Raw genomic sequence first — 15,883 nt, forward strand, 5'->3', positions numbered from 1 at the left:
AACCCGGAAGCTAAGCCCTTCAGCGCCGATGGTACTGCACTCGACAGGGTGTGGGAGAGTAGGACACCGCCGAACACCCGTTAACCGAAAGGGGACCCAACATATTGGGTCCCCTTTCGTGCGTTGTATGAGAGGAATGACTGTGTCGGAGAATGGCGACGAGCGTCGGTCCTTCCGTGGGGGAGGAGCGCCTCGATCAGGTGGCCCCCGTCGTGACAACGACGGGCGTGGATCACGCGGCGCTGCAGGCGGAGACCGCCGCGGTGGTGCCGGAGACAACAACCGTGGCGGTGCTGGAAACAGTAACCGCGGCGGCGGATTCAACGGCGGACAGCGTCGCGGCGGCGAGGGTGGGTTCACCCCTCGTGGACGCGACGGCGACCGCAACCGTCAGCAAGCACGACCTGACGAACCGGATTTGCCCGACAACGTAGAGCCCACGGAGTTGGACCCGGCCGTTCGTCGGGATCTGCTCAGCCTCGACAAGGACAACGCCAACACAGTTGCGCGTCACCTCGTCATGGCGGGCAAGCTCGTCGACGAAGATCCGGAACTCGCACTGCTCCACGCTCGCGCTGCCCGTCAGCGCGCCGGCCGAATTGCGGTCGTTCGTGAAGCTGCCGGAATCACCGCGTACCACGCCGGTGAATGGGCTGAAGCTCTCTCCGAGCTTCGTGCTGCCCGTCGAATGGCTGGCGGACCGGGTCTGATCGCTGTCATGGCCGACTGCGAACGCGGTTTGGGTCGACCCGAACGCGCGATCGAGCTCGGCCGTAGCGACGAGGCTGCCCTGCTTTCGGGCGACGAGGCGTCTGAGTTGAGGATCGTCGTCGCGGGCGCCCGCATGGATCTCGGTCAGTTCGACCAGGCAGTTGTCACACTGCAGACCAAGGATCTGGACGCAGCGCGTACCGGTGAAGCTGCGGCTCGGCTGTTCTACGCCTACGCCGATGCCCTCGTTGCAGCTGGTCGTGTCGAAGACGGACTGAAATGGTTCCTCAACGCTGCAGCTGCTGACCTCGAGGGTGACACGGATGCTGAAGAACGGGTGGCCGAGTTGACCGGAGAAGATCAGTGACCGTGCTTCGTACTCAGTACGACGTACTTTTGCTCGATCTCGATGGCACTCTGTACGCCGGAGCTCATGCGATTCCCGGCACCCAGGCCGCTCTCGGTCAGGGCACGCAGGCCTTGTACTACGTGACCAACAATGCGAGTCGCTCGCCTTCGGCAGTGTCGGCGCATCTGACCGAACTCGGTTTCGATTCCGAAGACGATCGTGTCGTCACCAGTTCTCAGACGGCAGTGCGTCTGCTGTCGGAGCGTCTCGAACCCGGTGCCGCTGTGCTCGTCGTCGGTACCGACGCATTGGCCGACGAGGTGACGCGCGTCGGGTTGCTTCCGGTGCGCGAATTCGCGGATTCTCCGGTTGCTGTCGTTCAAGGACATTCGACGGAGACCAACTGGTCGATCCTTGCCGAGGCGTGCTTGGCGATCCGGGCCGGTGCGCTGTGGGTAGCGGCAAACCTGGACACAACACTGCCGTCGGAGCGGGGTTTGGTGCTGGGCAACGGCTCGATGGTGGCAGCTCTACGCGCTGCGACCAAGCAGGAACCGTTGGTGGCAGGTAAGCCTGCTGCACCGCTGATGGAGGACTCGCTCGCTCGCAGCGGGTGCTCGCGTCCACTGGTGGTCGGTGATCGTTTGGACACCGATATCGAAGGCGCACAAGCTGTTTCGATCGACTCGTTGTTGGTTCTCACCGGTGTGAGCACGCCGGGTGACGTACTGCGGGCTCCGGTTGAGCAGCGCCCCACCTACATTGCAGCAACTCTGGATTCGCTCAATCAGCCGGCCGTCGAATCGCTGGTCGGTGCGGACTCCAAGTGGTCTGTCTCCGTGAACGGGTCGGCGCTGGTTGTCGACGGCCCGGTTGTCGGGGACGAGATGTCGCTTCTACGCGCGGTTGCGCCTGTCGCATGGGCTAATCCGTCGTTCCGGACCCTGGAAGCGTCGGATGCCGGCGTGGCGGATCTGTTTGCATCCTGGCTCGTCTGATCTCTCGCAAATGTGTTCGACTCGCGGGGGTGCGGGTGTATGCGTAACCGAGAGTCATGCACTAACGTTGTGCCCGATGAGCACGCCGACACCGCACCCCGGAAACACGAGTAACGGATCTCCGTTGCCCGGGCCACGCCCTTCCGTCGATCCGGAACGCATACGTTCTGACGTCGACGGTTTGCTGGCGCGCCTCGGTGGCATCGAACAGGATCCGAACGATCAGCACGGAGCAGGTGTGATTCCGCAGAAGGCACATATTTTGGAACAGGCACACGAGGTGCTCGTCCAGGCACTCGCCTCTGTGGACAGGGCTTGACGTGGCACGTAGAGCACGGGTGGACGCCGAACTTGTCCGTCGCGGACTCGCACGGTCACGAGATCATGCGCAAGAACTGATTTCCGCCGGGCGAGTTCTCATCTCGGGAGCCGTTGCGACCAAGCCTGCGACGGCGATCGAAGCCGGAACGCCACTTCGGGTCGTCGAGGTGGAGCAGGAAGTTTCGTGGGCGTCGCGAGGTGCTCACAAACTGATCGGCGCACTCGACGCCTTCGGTGCCGAAGGATTGACGGTCGAAGGTCGCCGTTGCCTCGACGCCGGCGCATCCACCGGTGGGTTCACCGATGTTCTGCTGACGCGTGGTGCGAAGGAAGTTGTCGCAGTCGACGTCGGCTACGGACAACTGGTGTGGCGCCTGCAGTCCGATGACCGGGTGCACGTCATCGACCGAACCAATGTTCGTGCAATTGATGCAGAGACCATCGGCGGAACTGTCGATCTCGTTGTCGCGGACTTGTCGTTCATTTCTCTCAAACTTGTACTCGGGGCGTTTGTCGCCTGTACTGCTGACGGCGCGGACCTGGTTCCGATGGTCAAGCCTCAGTTCGAGGTGGGCAAGGACCGCGTCGGTGCCGGTGGCGTCGTACGAGATCCGGAATTGCGAATCTCGGCTGTGCTCGACGTGTCGGAGGCTGCTGCAAAGGTAGGTCTGCGGACGTTAGGTGTTGTGGCCAGCCCATTGCCCGGTCCGTCGGGAAATGTCGAGTATTTCCTGTGGCTTCGAAAGACAGGTTCGCCCGGTGATCACGAGCCGGACACCGAGGGAATTCCTTCGGTGGAGGACATGATTCGCAAGGCTGTAGAGGAAGGGCCCCAGTGAACGCGGTCACGAACGGCGAGTCGCGCGAGATCCTTCTTGTCGCACACCCTGGTCGACGTGACATCACGGAAACCGCCAAACGAGTCGGGAAGATTTTCGAACGGGCGGGAATCGGGCTGCGAGTCCTCGTCGACGAAGCAGACAGCTCGCGCATCGAAGCAATGACGGAACCCGCGGGCTTCTCTGCGCCGGGTCTCGACGTCACGGTTGTTCATCCCGGCCCTGATGCTGCCGTCGGATGCGAGTTAGTTCTGGTTCTCGGTGGTGACGGCACATTTCTGCGCGCCGCCGAACTCGCTCAAGAAGCGTCCATTCCGGTACTGGGCATCAACCTCGGACGGATCGGATTTCTGGCAGAGACCGAGGCCGAGCATCTCGACGAGGCGCTCGCACAGGTAGTTCGCAAGGAATATCGCGTCGAGTCCCGTATGACACTCGACGTTGTGATTCGGGTGGACGACGAGATCATCGATCGCGGGTGGGCGCTCAACGAGGCCAGTATCGAGAATCGTTCGCGTCTGGGAGTTCTCGAAGTTGTCCTCGAAGTCGACGGCCGACCGGTGTCTGCCTTCGGTTGCGACGGTGTTCTCGTGTCCACTCCTACAGGCTCGACCGCTTACGCATTTTCCGCAGGCGGCCCTGTCGTGTGGCCCGAACTCGAAGCATTGCTCGTCGTACCCAGCAACGCGCATGCGCTGTTCGCGCGGCCGTTGGTCACCAGCCCGAATTCGATCATCGCGGTGGAGACCGTCGCCGGTAGCCACGACGGCCTGGTCTTCTGCGACGGTCGTCGTACGTTGGAACTGCCTGCCGGCGCTCGCGTCGAGATCGTTCGCGGCGCCACTCCCGTCAAGTGGGTCCGGTTGGACTCTGCGCCCTTCGCTGATCGGATGGTTCGCAAGTTCGAGCTTCCGGTTACCGGATGGCGAGGAAGGAAGCCTTAATCGTGCTCGCAGAGATCCGTATCGACAGTCTTGGTGTGATCTCCGAGGCCAGCGCCCAGTTCCACGAGGGCCTGACCGTCCTGACCGGTGAAACCGGCGCAGGTAAAACGATGGTCGTCACCAGCTTGCACCTCCTCAGCGGAGCGCGAGCCGATGCCGGGCGGGTGCGGTTGGGCGCGTCGCGAGCCGTCGTCGAAGGACGATTCATCGCCGACGACGTCTCACCGGCCACCGAGCGTGAGATCGTCCGAATCCTGGAATCGTCCGGCGCCGAGCGCGACGAGGACGGGACCATCATCGCCGTCCGGACAGTCGGCAGCGACGGCCGCTCACGGGCTCATCTCGGCGGACGAAGCGTGCCGGCGGGAGTTCTCTCCGAATTCACGGATCCACTTCTGACTGTCCACGGACAGAACGATCAGCTGCGATTGCTTCGTCCCGACCAGCAACGCAATGCGCTGGACCGCTTCGGGGACAAGGCAATCGGAACGCTGCTGACGAGGTACCGCAAACACCGTCGTGAATGGCTAGATGCTCGTTCGGAGTTGATCGAACGCACGTCGAAGGCTCGTGAACTGGCGCAAGAAGCAGATCAGTTGACCTTCGCGCTCAACGAAATCGACGGCGTGGCACCCGAGCCAGGCGAGGACACGGCAATCGTTGCCGAAGTTCGTCGACTCAGTGAACTCGATTCGCTCCGCTCGGCTGCGGAAGAGGCGCACGCTGCGCTCGCCGGTAGTGACGACATGGCCAACGGCGACGTCGGGGTCATGCCGGCGCTAGACCTGATGTCCGAAGCGCGGGCGCGTATCGAGTCGGTCACCGACGCAGATCTGGACGGCCTCGGTTCCCGGTTGGCCGACGCTATTGCCGTCGTCACCGATGTTGCCGGTGACCTGAACACCTATCTGTCCGGGCTGCCCGCAGACCCGGGTGCTCTGGACTCGCTGCTGTCGCGGCAATCGGAACTGAAGACTCTGACTCGCAAGTACGCCGCCGATGTCGACGGTGTTCTCGAATGGGCAGATACCGCTCGCGCTCGTCTGTCCAAACTCGACGTGTCGTCGGATGCGTTGTCGCTGTTGGCCAAGCAGGTCGAGGAGACGGCTGGCCTCACCGCGGAAGCCGCCACAAAGCTGAGCGCCGCCAGAGTCAAGGCAGCGGCAAAGCTCGCCAAAGCCGTCAGCGCGGAACTCGCCGGTCTGGCGATGGGACGTGCGGGCCTCGAGGTGACCGTCCGTTCTCAGCCTGCGGGCCCGCAGGACTCGGCGCCGCTCAGTGTCGGGGGAGTAGACCTTCATGCCGGGTCTGCCGGCGTCGACGAGGTGGAATTCCGTCTGTCTGCGCACAGCGGGGCACCGTCACTTCCGATCAGCAAGAGCGCTTCCGGTGGCGAGCTGTCACGCGTCATGCTGGCGCTCGAGGTTGTTCTCGCTGGTAGCGACACCGGCGCGACGATGGTTTTCGACGAAGTGGACGCGGGGGTCGGTGGTCGCGCTGCTGTCGAGATCGGCCGCCGATTGGCGAAACTTGCTCGTACGCATCAGGTTATCGTCGTCACCCACCTTCCGCAGGTTGCTGCGTTTGCCGACACCCACCTCGTGGTGGACAAGGTCGACGACAAAGGCGGAGTGGTGAGCAGTGGCGTGCGGACCTTGTCGGATTCGGATCGGGTGGTCGAATTGGCCCGTATGTTGGCAGGGCTGGACGACACCGAGACCGGTCGTGCGCACGCCGAAGAACTGCTCGAGATCGCGAATGCGGCCCGCGTCACAGATTGAAGGTTCTGTGGTGTTGGTGTGACTGATGTGGTAGTTGTCGGCGCGCCTCCACCGGTCAACGCGGTTTCAGGTTCATCATCGAAGCCATGAAGATGCCCGGATTGCTCTCACGTAACACCGAATCCTTGCCTGGGATCAGTGGCATCGCCAGGGCCGATCGGAACACGGCGAAGCTTCTACGCCGCGTCGGTCCTGGAGACATCGTGATCCTCGACGAAGTCGACATCGATCGCCGGACCGCCGATGCTCTGGTGAAAGCCGGAGTCATGGCCGTGGTCAACGCGTCGCCGTCGATTTCGGGGCGGTACCCCAACCTCGGACCGGAAGTGATCGTCGCCAACGACATCGTTCTGATCGATGCCGTAGACGGTGACGTCTTCAAGAACGTCAAGGACGGCAGCAAGATCCGCCTGCACGAGGGCGAGATCTTCAACGGCGAGAAGAGCCTCGTCAAGGGCGAAGAGCAGACCGAGGCCGAGATCTCCGATCGGATGATCGAGGCCAAGACCGGCCTGGTCGATCACCTGGAAGCGTTCTCGGGTAACACCATCGAGTTCATCCGCACCGAAAGTCCTTTGCTGATCGACGGAATCGGTGTTCCGGACATCGACATCGACTTGAAGGATCGCCACGTCGTGGTCGTCTCCGACGGACCCGAACACGAGGCAGATCTGAAGAACCTCAAGCCCTTCATCAAGGAGTATTCGCCGATCCTGATCGGTGTCGGCGCAGGTGCGGACGTGTTGAGCAAGGCCGGATACCGCCCCGATCTGATCGTGGGCGACCCGGAAGAGATCACCAGTTCCACCCTCAAGTCCGGCGCGGAAGTTGTACTGCCCGCAGACCAGGACGGTCATGCGGCGGGGCTTTCCCGAATCCAGGATCTCGGTATCGGGGCGATGACGTTCCCGGCGACCTGCTCACCGACCGACCTTGCGTTGCTGCTCGCCGATCACCACGGAGCTTCACTGATCGTGACGGTCGGCAACGTGGTGTCCTTGGACGAGTTCTTCGACCGTGGGCGTCGTGAAAGCAATCCGTCGGCGTTCATGACACGGCTCAAGGTGGGACCGAAACTGGTCGACGCCAAGGCTGTTGCAACGCTGTATCGAAGTCGAGTGTCCGGCGGCGCGATCGCGCTCCTGGTGCTCGCCGCCCTGGTGGCAGTGATCGTCGCCCTGGTCGTGTCCAATGCCGGTAGTGAAGTTCTCGACTGGGCAATCGCAACGTGGAACAGCTTCGCGCTGTGGGTTCAGGGGCTCTTCAAGTGATTTCGATGCGTCAACATGCAATTTCCATAGCGGCAATCTTCCTGGCACTCGCGATCGGCGTGGTGCTCGGTTCCGGAATGCTGTCCAGTGGATTGCTTTCGGGTCTGCGCGACGACAAGGCGGACCTGCAGAACGAGATCGAAGACCTCAATCAACAGTCCAATCAGCTTCAGCAGCAACTCAATTCCGCGGACGGCTTCGATGCTGCTGTCGGCGGTCGCGTCGTGCGCGACAGTCTCGCTGGTCGCACCGTCGTCGTGATCACGGCACCGGACGCCGATCCCGGTGATCTCGACGGTGTCAACCGACTCGTTACTGCCGCCGGTGGCGCCGTGACCGGACGCGTCTCGCTCACCGATTCGTTTGTCGACGCCACGGGCGGTGACCGCTTGCGGACCGTCGTCACCAATGTCATCCCTGCGGGCATCACCCTCAAGACCGGTGCGGTCGATCAGGGCAGTCTCGCGGGTGATCTGCTGGGTTCGGTTCTGCTTCTCAACGGGCAGAACAGCGAGCCGCAGAGCACTCCGGACGAGATGAATCTCGCGCTCGACTCGCTGCGTAGCGCCGGTTTCATCAGCTACGACGACGGAGCGGTCAAGCCGGCTCAGCTCGCGGTGGTTCTCACCGGCGACAACAAGAGTGAATCCGACGCAGCCACGGGTAACCGCGGCGCCGTCATTGCCCGGTTTGCAGGTGCTCTCGACGGACGCGGCGCAGGAACGATTCTCGCGGGCCGGCCTGGCTCGGCCGAGGGCAGTGGTCCGGTTGCCGTCGCTCGTGCGGACACGGCGCTCTCAGCGGGCTTGACGACCATCGACAACATCGATCGGGAGTCGGGCAAGATCACCACGCCGTTGGCGCTGCAGGAACAGTTGAACGGCGGCGCCGGCCGCTACGGCACGGGACCGGGAGCGGCGGCGGTCACCGTCGGCGCACCCACCAACTGAACACCCCGGTATTGATACGCCGGTCACATCGGGGGCGGAAAGTCGGCGCGTTGTAGGCACCGACCCCCGATAGGTGTTACCGTGAAATCCCGTGGGTCGGCAGGCCCCAGCATGCTTCATCAGACCAAGCCCTGCACAGTCGTCACGGGAGCCCCTTTGCCACAGTCACGCACTAACACGCGTACCGCCACCAAGCACATCTTCGTCAGCGGAGGTGTAGCTTCCTCGCTCGGCAAAGGTTTGACCGCCTCGAGCCTGGGACAGTTGTTGACCGCGCGGGGAATGCGCGTGACCATGCAGAAGCTCGATCCCTATCTCAATGTGGATCCGGGCACCATGAACCCCTTCCAGCACGGCGAGGTCTTCGTCACCGAAGACGGTGCCGAGACCGACCTCGATGTCGGGCACTACGAGCGGTTCCTCGACCGTGACCTATCCGGTCAGGCGAACGTCACCACCGGCCAGGTTTACTCGACGGTCATCGCCAAGGAACGCCGCGGCGAGTACCTCGGCGACACCGTTCAGGTCATCCCGCACATCACCGACGAGATCAAGCGTCGCATCCTCGAGATGAGCGGTCCGGATCTGCAGGGACACCGCCCGGACGTCGTGATCACCGAAATCGGTGGCACCGTCGGCGACATCGAATCGCAGCCCTTCCTCGAAGCCGCTCGCCAGGTCCGCCACGACGTCGGCCGCGACAACGTCTTCTTCCTGCACGTCTCCCTCGTGCCGTACCTCGGCCCCTCCGGAGAACTCAAGACCAAGCCCACGCAGCACTCGGTTGCGTCGTTGCGCAGCATCGGCATTCAGCCCGACGCGCTGATCCTTCGTTGCGATCGTGACGTTCCGCAGGGCCTCAAGAACAAGATCGCCCTGATGTGCGACGTGGACGTCGACGCCTGCATCTCGACGCCCGACGCTCCCTCGATCTACGACATCCCGAAGGTTCTGCACCGTGAGGGCCTCGACGCTTACGTCGTTCGCCAGCTCGGTCTCCCGTTCCGCGACGTCGACTGGACCGTGTGGGGCAACCTCCTCGATCGTGTTCACCAGCCGCGTGAGACCGTGCGGGTCGCGTTGGTCGGCAAGTACGTCGACCTGCCCGACGCATACCTATCCGTCACCGAGGCACTGCGCGCCGGTGGATTCGCGAACCGGTCCAAGGTCGAGATCTCCTGGGTCCCGTCGGATGCCTGTGAGACCGAAGCCGGAGCGCAGGCCGCTCTCGGTGACGTCGACGGTGTTCTGATCCCCGGCGGCTTCGGCATCCGCGGCATCGAAGGCAAGCTCGGCGCGATCCGTTTCGCACGTTCGCGCAAGCTGCCGCTGCTGGGTCTGTGCCTGGGTCTGCAGTGCGTCGTCATCGAAGCTGCTCGTAGCGTCGGCCTCGACGATGCCAACTCGGCCGAGTTCGAGCCGGACACCAAGCATCCGGTCATCTCGACGATGGCTGATCAGGAAGACGTCATCGCCGGTGACGCCGACCTCGGTGGCACCATGCGTCTGGGTGCTTACCCGGCCGTGCTGACCAAGGGTTCCGTCGTCGCTCAGGCCTACGGAACCGAGGACGTTTCCGAGCGTCACCGTCACCGTTACGAGGTCAACAACACCTACCGCGACCGGATTGCCAAGTCCGGCTTGCAGTTCAGCGGAACTTCACCGGACGGCCACCTGGTCGAGTTCGTCGAGTACCCGCGTGAGCAGCATCCGTTCTTCGTTGCCACCCAGGCACACCCGGAGCTCAAGAGTCGCCCGACACGCCCGCACCCGCTGTTCGCCGCCTTCGTCGAAGCAGCGTTGACGTACAAGCTCGAAGAGCGCCTGCCCGTCGACGTCCACGGTGACGAGAAGATCGACACCGCTGCCACCGAGACAGCGCTCGACGCTGCAGTCGAGAACGTGGAAAAGGTCTAGCCACACATGAGCGATCCCGGTCGGCACGAATTCGACACCCTCGGCTCCAAGACGGTCTACACCGGCGCGATCATCGCGTTGCGCGTCGACACCGTTGCGATGCCTGGTGGTCAGCGTGCCGATCGGGAAGTCGTCGAGCATCACGGCGCCGTTGCCGTCGTGGCACTGGACGAGCACGACAACCTGGTCCTGATTCACCAGTACCGTCACCCGCTCGGGCACCGGTTGTGGGAAATTCCTGCCGGTCTGCTCGACGCTGCGGGGGAGAGCCCGGTCGAGGCTGCAGCGCGCGAGCTGGGCGAAGAAACCGGACTCGGCGCCGATCGATGGTCGGTGCTGGTCGATGTCGCTCTCTCACCCGGGTTCACGGACGAGGCGGTTCGCGTCTTCCTCGCCGAGGGGTTGCACGAGGTGGAGCGCGACGATCCCGAACACGAAGAAGCCGATCTCGAGATTTCGCGGGTTCCGCTCGCCGACGCCGTCGACATGGCGCTACGCGGCGACATCGTCAATGCCACAGCGGTATCAGGCATTCTCGCGATCGCCACCGCACGCGCGACGGGAAAGCCGCTACGCCCCGCCGACGCACCGTGGCCCGATCGTCCTCGCGCATTCGGAGAACGCAAGTCGCGAGCCTGAAGTGCTTGCCCGACAGGTGGACTCGTATCTCGACCATCTAGCGGTCGAGCGAGGATCTGCGCGCAATACTCTACTTTCCTATCGCCGCGACCTGAATCGGTACGCGGAGTACCTGCACGGACGCGGCATCGACGACGTCGCGGGCGTGACGGAGAACGACGTCACCGAATTCGTGACACATCTGCGCCTGGGTGACAAAGATTCCGGCGTCGTACCATTGGCGGCCAGTTCGGCAGCACGCACCCTGATCGCGGTTCGCGGATTCCACAAGTTTTCCGCCGCCGAAGGTCTGGTCAGCGTCGACGTGGCCCGAACGGTCAAGCCGCCGACGCCCGGACGCAAGCTGCCCAAGGCCCTGCCTCTCGACGACGTGATCGCCCTGCTCGACGCTTCGGGTGGCGGTGCGGCCGGTGACGGGCCCCGCGACCTGCGGGATCGCGCTCTGCTCGAGCTCCTGTACTCGACCGGAGCGCGAATCACCGAGGCGATCGATCTGGACGTCGACGACATCGATACCGAAACTCGTTCCGTGCTGCTCAAGGGCAAGGGCGGCAAGCAGCGGATCGTCCCCGTCGGCAGGCCGGCGATCGCCGCCGTCGACGCGTATCTCGTCCGCGGGCGCCCCAGCCTGGCGACGCGCGGTGTTCCTGCCCTCTTTCTCAACGCGCGCGGTGGACGCCTCTCGCGTCAAAGCGCGTGGCAGATACTTCAGGATGCGGCGGCGTCGGCCGGGATCAAGGCGGACGTCTCACCCCACACGCTCAGGCACTCGTTTGCCACACACCTGCTCGACGGCGGCGCGGACGTACGCGTCGTGCAGGAACTTCTCGGTCACGCTTCGGTAACCACGACGCAGATCTACACGCTGGTCACCGTCACCGCGCTGCGCGAAGTGTGGGCTCAGGCACACCCGCGTGCCCGTTAGGGGTTGGTTGGCTCATGCGTGTCTGCGAGACCATTCGGTGATGTAAGCGGTAGCGTTCAAGGAGCGCGAGCGGCCTCCACCGCAGTTTCGGGGGTTTGCCGGCGCCGAGAGCAACCGCCGAAAGAGTAGGGGAGCATCGGACCGTGTCGACATCGCAGCCACCAGCGGCGGAGTCCGCGCCGCCGCATGTCAATGCCCAACTCTTCGAGCGCGTGAACGAGTCAGCACCAGCTGTACCCTCCGAACCAGAGGCGATGTTCGAAATAGATACGACGCCAGTAGCCTCTCCACCTGCGGAAACCCTGACCGTTTCCGCGGAAGAACTCGGCCCGACAGGCCGACCGGTCCGCGAGGTGCCGCAACCGACACCGTTGGCGCACCACGGACCCGCGATGATCATCGCGATGTGCAACCAGAAGGGCGGCGTCGGCAAGACGACGTCGACCATCAACCTGGGTGCGTCGTTGGCCGAATACGGTCGCCGAGTGCTCCTGGTGGATCTCGATCCCCAAGGCGCGTTGTCTGCTGGACTGGGCGTCCAGCATCACGACCTGGAACTGACCGTCCATAACCTTCTGGTCGAACCGCGTGTGTCCATCGACGATGTGTTGATGCGCACTCGGGTCGACGGCCTCGACCTGCTGCCCAGCAACATCGACCTTTCGGCCGCCGAGATCCAATTGGTCACCGAGGTCGGGCGTGAGCAGACCTTGGGACGCGTGTTGCACCCTGTTCTCGATCGGTACGACTACGTGCTCATCGACTGCCAGCCGTCGCTTGGCCTGCTCACGGTGAATGCGCTGGCCTGCGCCGATTCGGTCATCATTCCGATGGAATGCGAGTACTTCAGCCTGCGCGGCCTGGCACTCCTCAACGACACCGTCGAAAAGGTGCACGATCGTCTCAATCCCAAGCTCAAGTTGGCCGGTATCGTCGTCACGATGTTCGACGCCCGGACTCTGCACGCTCGTGAGGTGATGGCGCGAGTCGTCGAGGTGTTCGGCGACGTCGTCTACGACACGGTGATCAACCGCACCGTCCGATTCCCCGAAACCAGCGTCGCCGGTGAGCCGATCACGACGTGGGCGCCGAAATCGGCTGGGGCCGAGGCATATCGAGCATTGGCCCGCGAGGTCATTCACCGGTCTGGTCGTTAGTGGAACTGATTGCATCGCAAGAAGATTCGGTCGAAGTCGAGCCGGATTCGATCGACCCGAACGTGCCGACCGACGCTCAGACCGCAGCCAAGGCTGCCGGTTTCCGAGTCACTCTCCGGAACTTCGAAGGCCCGTTCGATCTGCTGTTGAACCTGATCAATCAACGACAGCTCGATGTCACCGAAGTCGCCCTGCACACCGTCACTGACGATTTCATCGCATACACCAAGGAACTTGGCAGTGCGATGGGCCTCGATCAGACAACAGAGTTTCTGGTCGTCGCAGCTACGCTTCTGGACCTGAAAGCGGCCAGGCTGTTGCCCGCCGGGCAGGTCGAGGACGCGGAGGATCTGGCGCTTCTCGAAGCCCGCGACCTTCTCTTCGCGCGACTGCTGCAGTACCGGGCGTACAAACAAGTTGCGGCGCTGTTCGGTGAGTTGGAGGAAGCAGCGCTGCGGCGCTATCCGCGCTCGGTTGCCGTCGAGGATCAGTTCACCGAACTCCTGCCCGAGGTGTTGTTGGGCGTCGACCCTCAGCGTTTTGCGGAGATCGCGGCGACTGTGTTCACACCACGTCCGGTGCCGACGGTGGGCCTCGATCACCTCCATGTGTCCAATATCTCGATACCCGAGCAGGCCGAGCGAATTCTCGAGTTGCTGCGCGAGCGAGGCATAGGGGAGTGGACACCCTTCGGGGACCTCGTTGCCGAGTGTGAGATCACCGTCGAGATAGTCGCAAGATTTCTCGCGTTGCTCGAGTTGTATCGCCGGCAGGTCATTGTGTTCGAGCAACCCGAAGCACTCGGACCGCTGATGGTGAGTTGGACCGGAGACGACCCGGCCGCGCCGGTCACAGAGGAGGACTACGGATGAACGCCGAGCCGACGGAACCAGAGTCTTCGCAGCTAGACGAGATGATCGAGCCTACCGAACACGCCTCGGAGTCCGAAGATTCCGCCCCCGATTTCGAACTCGACGACGATCAACTCGACGCAGTGCTGGAGTCGCTTCTGCTTGTCGTGGATTCGCCGGCCGAAGTGAACCAACTCGCATCTGTCACCGGAACCGCGCCGGAACGAGTCGAAGAACGCCTGACGTCGATGTCAGCCGCATTGACCGCTCGCGGCAGCGGAATGGACCTTCGCTACGCGGGCGACGGATGGCGTCTGTACACGCGACAAGAGTTTGCCCCGTACGTGGAAAAGCTGCTATTGGACGGCGCACGCACCAAATTGACCAGGGCGGCATTGGAAACTTTGGCCGTAGTCGCATACCGTCAACCGTTGACTCGTGCGCGGATCAGTGCGGTACGAGGCGTCAACGTGGACGGGGTGGTACGCACCCTCCTTGCCCGCGGACTGATCGCGGAAGCCGGGCCTGACCCGGACACCAACGCGACACGGTACTCCACGACCGAACTGTTCCTCGAACGGCTCGGCCTGGCCTCGCTCAGCGAGCTCCCGGAGTTGGCCCCGCTCTTGCCTGATGTCGATCTCATCGACGACATCAGCGAAAGCCTGGAATCCGATCCGCGATTTGCGAGAATGAACAAGGCAGACGTGCCCGCTGACGTAGTGGACACCGAAGTCGACGACTGACCGGAATTCCGGCGCTCGTCAGCACCGAGAAAGACCCGACCACGCTCGGGAAACAGTAGAAAACTGACAGGAAAAAAGTGAACAATCCCGCTCGCCGAGATGGCACACCGGACCGTAACAACTCCCGCGACAACCGCGGCGCACGCAGCGATGCCCCCCGTGGTGGTCGCAGCGACGCCCCCCGCGGCGCACGTAGCGAAGCGCCCCGTGGTGGACGCAGCAACACTTCCCGCAGTACTTCTGGATACGACCGCAACGCCGGATCCGACCGTCCCCGCACGGACGACCGTCGCGGTGGATTCAATGATGACCGTCGCCCGCCGCGCAGCGACGACCGTCGCCCCGCACGTACGGACGACCGTCGTAGTGGCTACAACGACGATCGGCGCGGCCCGCGCACGGACGATCGCCGCGGACCCCGCAGCGATGACCGCCGTACCCCCCACGTCGACGCCCGTCGCGCACCGCGTGGCGGCGCTGACCGTCGTAGTGACGATCAGCGCGGCGCACGCCCCGACGCTCCTCGTGGCGGCGCATGGTCGAACGCACCTCGTGGATCCAAGTTCGACGGACCTCCGCGCAAGCGCCCGGCAGCTCCCACACCGCCGGCGACCAACAAGCGTGGCAAGCCGAAGACCGAGAAGCCGCAGCGTGTCGTCTCTCAGAACCCGTTGGTCTCCAACGCCAAGCCGGCGCGTCACCAGCATGCCGAGATCACCAAGCACGACGGCCCGCCGAAGGGCGACGGCGTCCGCTTGCAGAAGGTGCTGGCTCAGGCCGGCGTCGCATCACGCCGTGCAGCTGAAGAGCTGATCGACCAGGGTCGCGTCGAGGTCGACGGCCGCATCGTGGTCGAACAGGGTCTGCGTGTCGACCCCGAGAACGCAGTGGTTCGTGTCGACGGCGTCCGCGTCGTCGTGCAGAAGGACCTCGTCTACCTCGCGATGAACAAGCCGCGTGGCTGGCAGTGCACCATGTCCGACGATCTCGGTCGTCCGTGCGTCGGCGACATCGTCTCCGAGCGCGTTCAGTCGGGTCAGCGACTCTTCCACGTCGGCCGCCTCGACGCCGACACCGAAGGCTTGCTCCTCTTCACCAACGACGGCGATCTGGCTCACCGCCTGATGCACCCGTCGTTCGAGGTTCCGAAGACGTACCTCGCCACGGTTCACGGCGTTGTCGAGCGCAGCACCGGCAAGCAGTTGCGCGACGGTGTCACCCTCGACGACGGTCCGGCCAAGGTGGACGCGTTCACCGTGCTCGAGATCAACGAGGGCAAGACGCTCGTCAAGCTGGTTCTGCACGAGGGTCGTAAGCACATCGTGCGTCGCCTCCTCGATGCCGTCGGTCACCCCGTTGTCCGTCTGGTTCGCACCAACGTCGGAGTTGTCGCCCTCGGCGATCAGCGTCCGGGAACGCAGCGCGTCCTCGGACGTAGCGAGGTCGGTGGACTGTACGAGGCGGTCGGCCTGTGACCGATTCGT

General features: G+C 63.6%; 15 protein-coding genes and 1 rRNA gene. All 16 read left to right on the forward strand.

The window, feature by feature from the left end:
- Nucleotides 1-75, forward strand: a 5S ribosomal RNA gene (rrf, locus tag PCS43_RS33400); the annotation flags it as partial.
- Between the two features lie 61 nt (nt 76-136).
- The gene (locus tag PCS43_RS00005; protein WP_073513327.1) at nt 137-1,078 is read left to right on the forward strand and encodes a hypothetical protein; all 942 of its coding nucleotides are present in this window, start codon (nt 137-139) and stop codon (nt 1,076-1,078) included.
- Entirely contained in the window at nt 1,075-2,058 is a 984-nt protein-coding gene (locus tag PCS43_RS00010; RefSeq protein ID WP_209908739.1) for an HAD-IIA family hydrolase, read from the forward strand. Before PCS43_RS00005 ends, PCS43_RS00010 begins: the two co-directional genes overlap by 4 nt.
- A 76-nt stretch (nt 2,059-2,134) precedes the next feature.
- Entirely contained in the window at nt 2,135-2,377 is a 243-nt protein-coding gene (locus PCS43_RS00015; RefSeq protein WP_003946140.1) for a hypothetical protein, read from the forward strand.
- A 1-nt stretch (nt 2,378) separates the two neighbouring features.
- On the forward strand, nt 2,379-3,218 hold the full coding sequence (locus PCS43_RS00020; RefSeq protein ID WP_003946142.1) for a TlyA family RNA methyltransferase: 840 nt from the start codon (nt 2,379-2,381) through the stop codon (nt 3,216-3,218).
- Nucleotides 3,215-4,162 carry an NAD kinase gene (locus PCS43_RS00025; RefSeq protein ID WP_003946132.1) on the forward strand — a complete coding sequence of 316 codons (948 nt, stop codon included), beginning with the start codon at nt 3,215-3,217 and terminating at the stop codon, nt 4,160-4,162. Before PCS43_RS00020 ends, PCS43_RS00025 begins: the two co-directional genes overlap by 4 nt.
- Nucleotides 4,163-4,164: 2 nt before the next feature.
- A complete protein-coding gene (gene recN / locus PCS43_RS00030; protein ID WP_042446202.1) occupies nt 4,165-5,943 on the forward strand; it encodes a DNA repair protein RecN in 1,779 nt (592 codons plus the stop codon).
- An 86-nt stretch (nt 5,944-6,029) separates the two neighbouring features.
- A complete protein-coding gene (gene steA, locus PCS43_RS00035) occupies nt 6,030-7,214 on the forward strand; it encodes a putative cytokinetic ring protein SteA (protein ID WP_007731902.1) in 1,185 nt (394 codons plus the stop codon).
- Nucleotides 7,211-8,164, forward strand: coding sequence for a copper transporter (locus tag PCS43_RS00040; protein WP_042446205.1), 954 nt, complete (start codon nt 7,211-7,213; stop codon nt 8,162-8,164). The genes steA and PCS43_RS00040 overlap by 4 nt, the downstream gene beginning before the upstream one ends.
- 156 nt (nt 8,165-8,320) lie before the next feature.
- Nucleotides 8,321-10,081: a CTP synthase gene (locus PCS43_RS00045; protein WP_003946139.1), complete on the forward strand. Its 1,761-nt coding sequence runs from the start codon at nt 8,321-8,323 to the stop codon at nt 10,079-10,081.
- Nucleotides 10,082-10,087: 6 nt separating this feature from the next.
- Nucleotides 10,088-10,720 carry an NUDIX domain-containing protein gene (locus PCS43_RS00050; protein ID WP_019748589.1) on the forward strand — a complete coding sequence of 211 codons (633 nt, stop codon included), beginning with the start codon at nt 10,088-10,090 and terminating at the stop codon, nt 10,718-10,720.
- Between the two features lies 1 nt (nt 10,721).
- Nucleotides 10,722-11,645, forward strand: a complete 924-nt coding sequence (xerD, locus tag PCS43_RS00055; protein WP_007731892.1) for a site-specific tyrosine recombinase XerD — start codon at nt 10,722-10,724, stop codon at nt 11,643-11,645.
- A gap of 143 nt (nt 11,646-11,788) precedes the next feature.
- Nucleotides 11,789-12,802, forward strand: coding sequence for a ParA family protein (locus PCS43_RS00060; RefSeq protein WP_270922984.1), 1,014 nt, complete (start codon nt 11,789-11,791; stop codon nt 12,800-12,802).
- 50 nt (nt 12,803-12,852) lie between these two features.
- The gene (locus PCS43_RS00065; protein WP_046379919.1) at nt 12,853-13,674 is read left to right on the forward strand and encodes a segregation and condensation protein A; all 822 of its coding nucleotides are present in this window, start codon (nt 12,853-12,855) and stop codon (nt 13,672-13,674) included.
- Between the two features lie 41 nt (nt 13,675-13,715).
- On the forward strand, nt 13,716-14,399 hold the full coding sequence (scpB, locus tag PCS43_RS00070) for an SMC-Scp complex subunit ScpB (RefSeq protein ID WP_037127047.1): 684 nt from the start codon (nt 13,716-13,718) through the stop codon (nt 14,397-14,399).
- A 77-nt stretch (nt 14,400-14,476) separates the two neighbouring features.
- Nucleotides 14,477-15,874 carry a pseudouridine synthase gene (locus PCS43_RS00075; RefSeq protein WP_209908736.1) on the forward strand — a complete coding sequence of 466 codons (1,398 nt, stop codon included), beginning with the start codon at nt 14,477-14,479 and terminating at the stop codon, nt 15,872-15,874.
- Nucleotides 15,875-15,883: the final 9 nt, after the last annotated feature.

The sequence above is a fragment of the Rhodococcus sp. C-2 genome (assembly GCF_027854095.1).
Classification (GTDB): Bacteria; Actinomycetota; Actinomycetes; order Mycobacteriales; family Mycobacteriaceae; genus Rhodococcus_F; species Rhodococcus_F qingshengii.

Bases quoted from the DNA above. Each gene is read 5' to 3' on its own strand.
- scpB (WP_037127047.1), top strand. From the start codon at position 13,716: ATGATCGAGCCTACCGAACACGCCTCGGAGTCCGAAGATTCCGCCCCC.
- PCS43_RS00005 (WP_073513327.1), top strand. From the start codon at position 137: ATGACTGTGTCGGAGAATGGCGACGAGCGTCGGTCCTTCCGTGGGGGA.
- PCS43_RS00050 (WP_019748589.1), top strand. From the start codon at position 10,088: ATGAGCGATCCCGGTCGGCACGAATTCGACACCCTCGGCTCCAAGACG.
- steA (WP_007731902.1), top strand. From the start codon at position 6,030: ATGAAGATGCCCGGATTGCTCTCACGTAACACCGAATCCTTGCCTGGG.
- PCS43_RS00015 (WP_003946140.1), top strand. From the start codon at position 2,135: ATGAGCACGCCGACACCGCACCCCGGAAACACGAGTAACGGATCTCCG.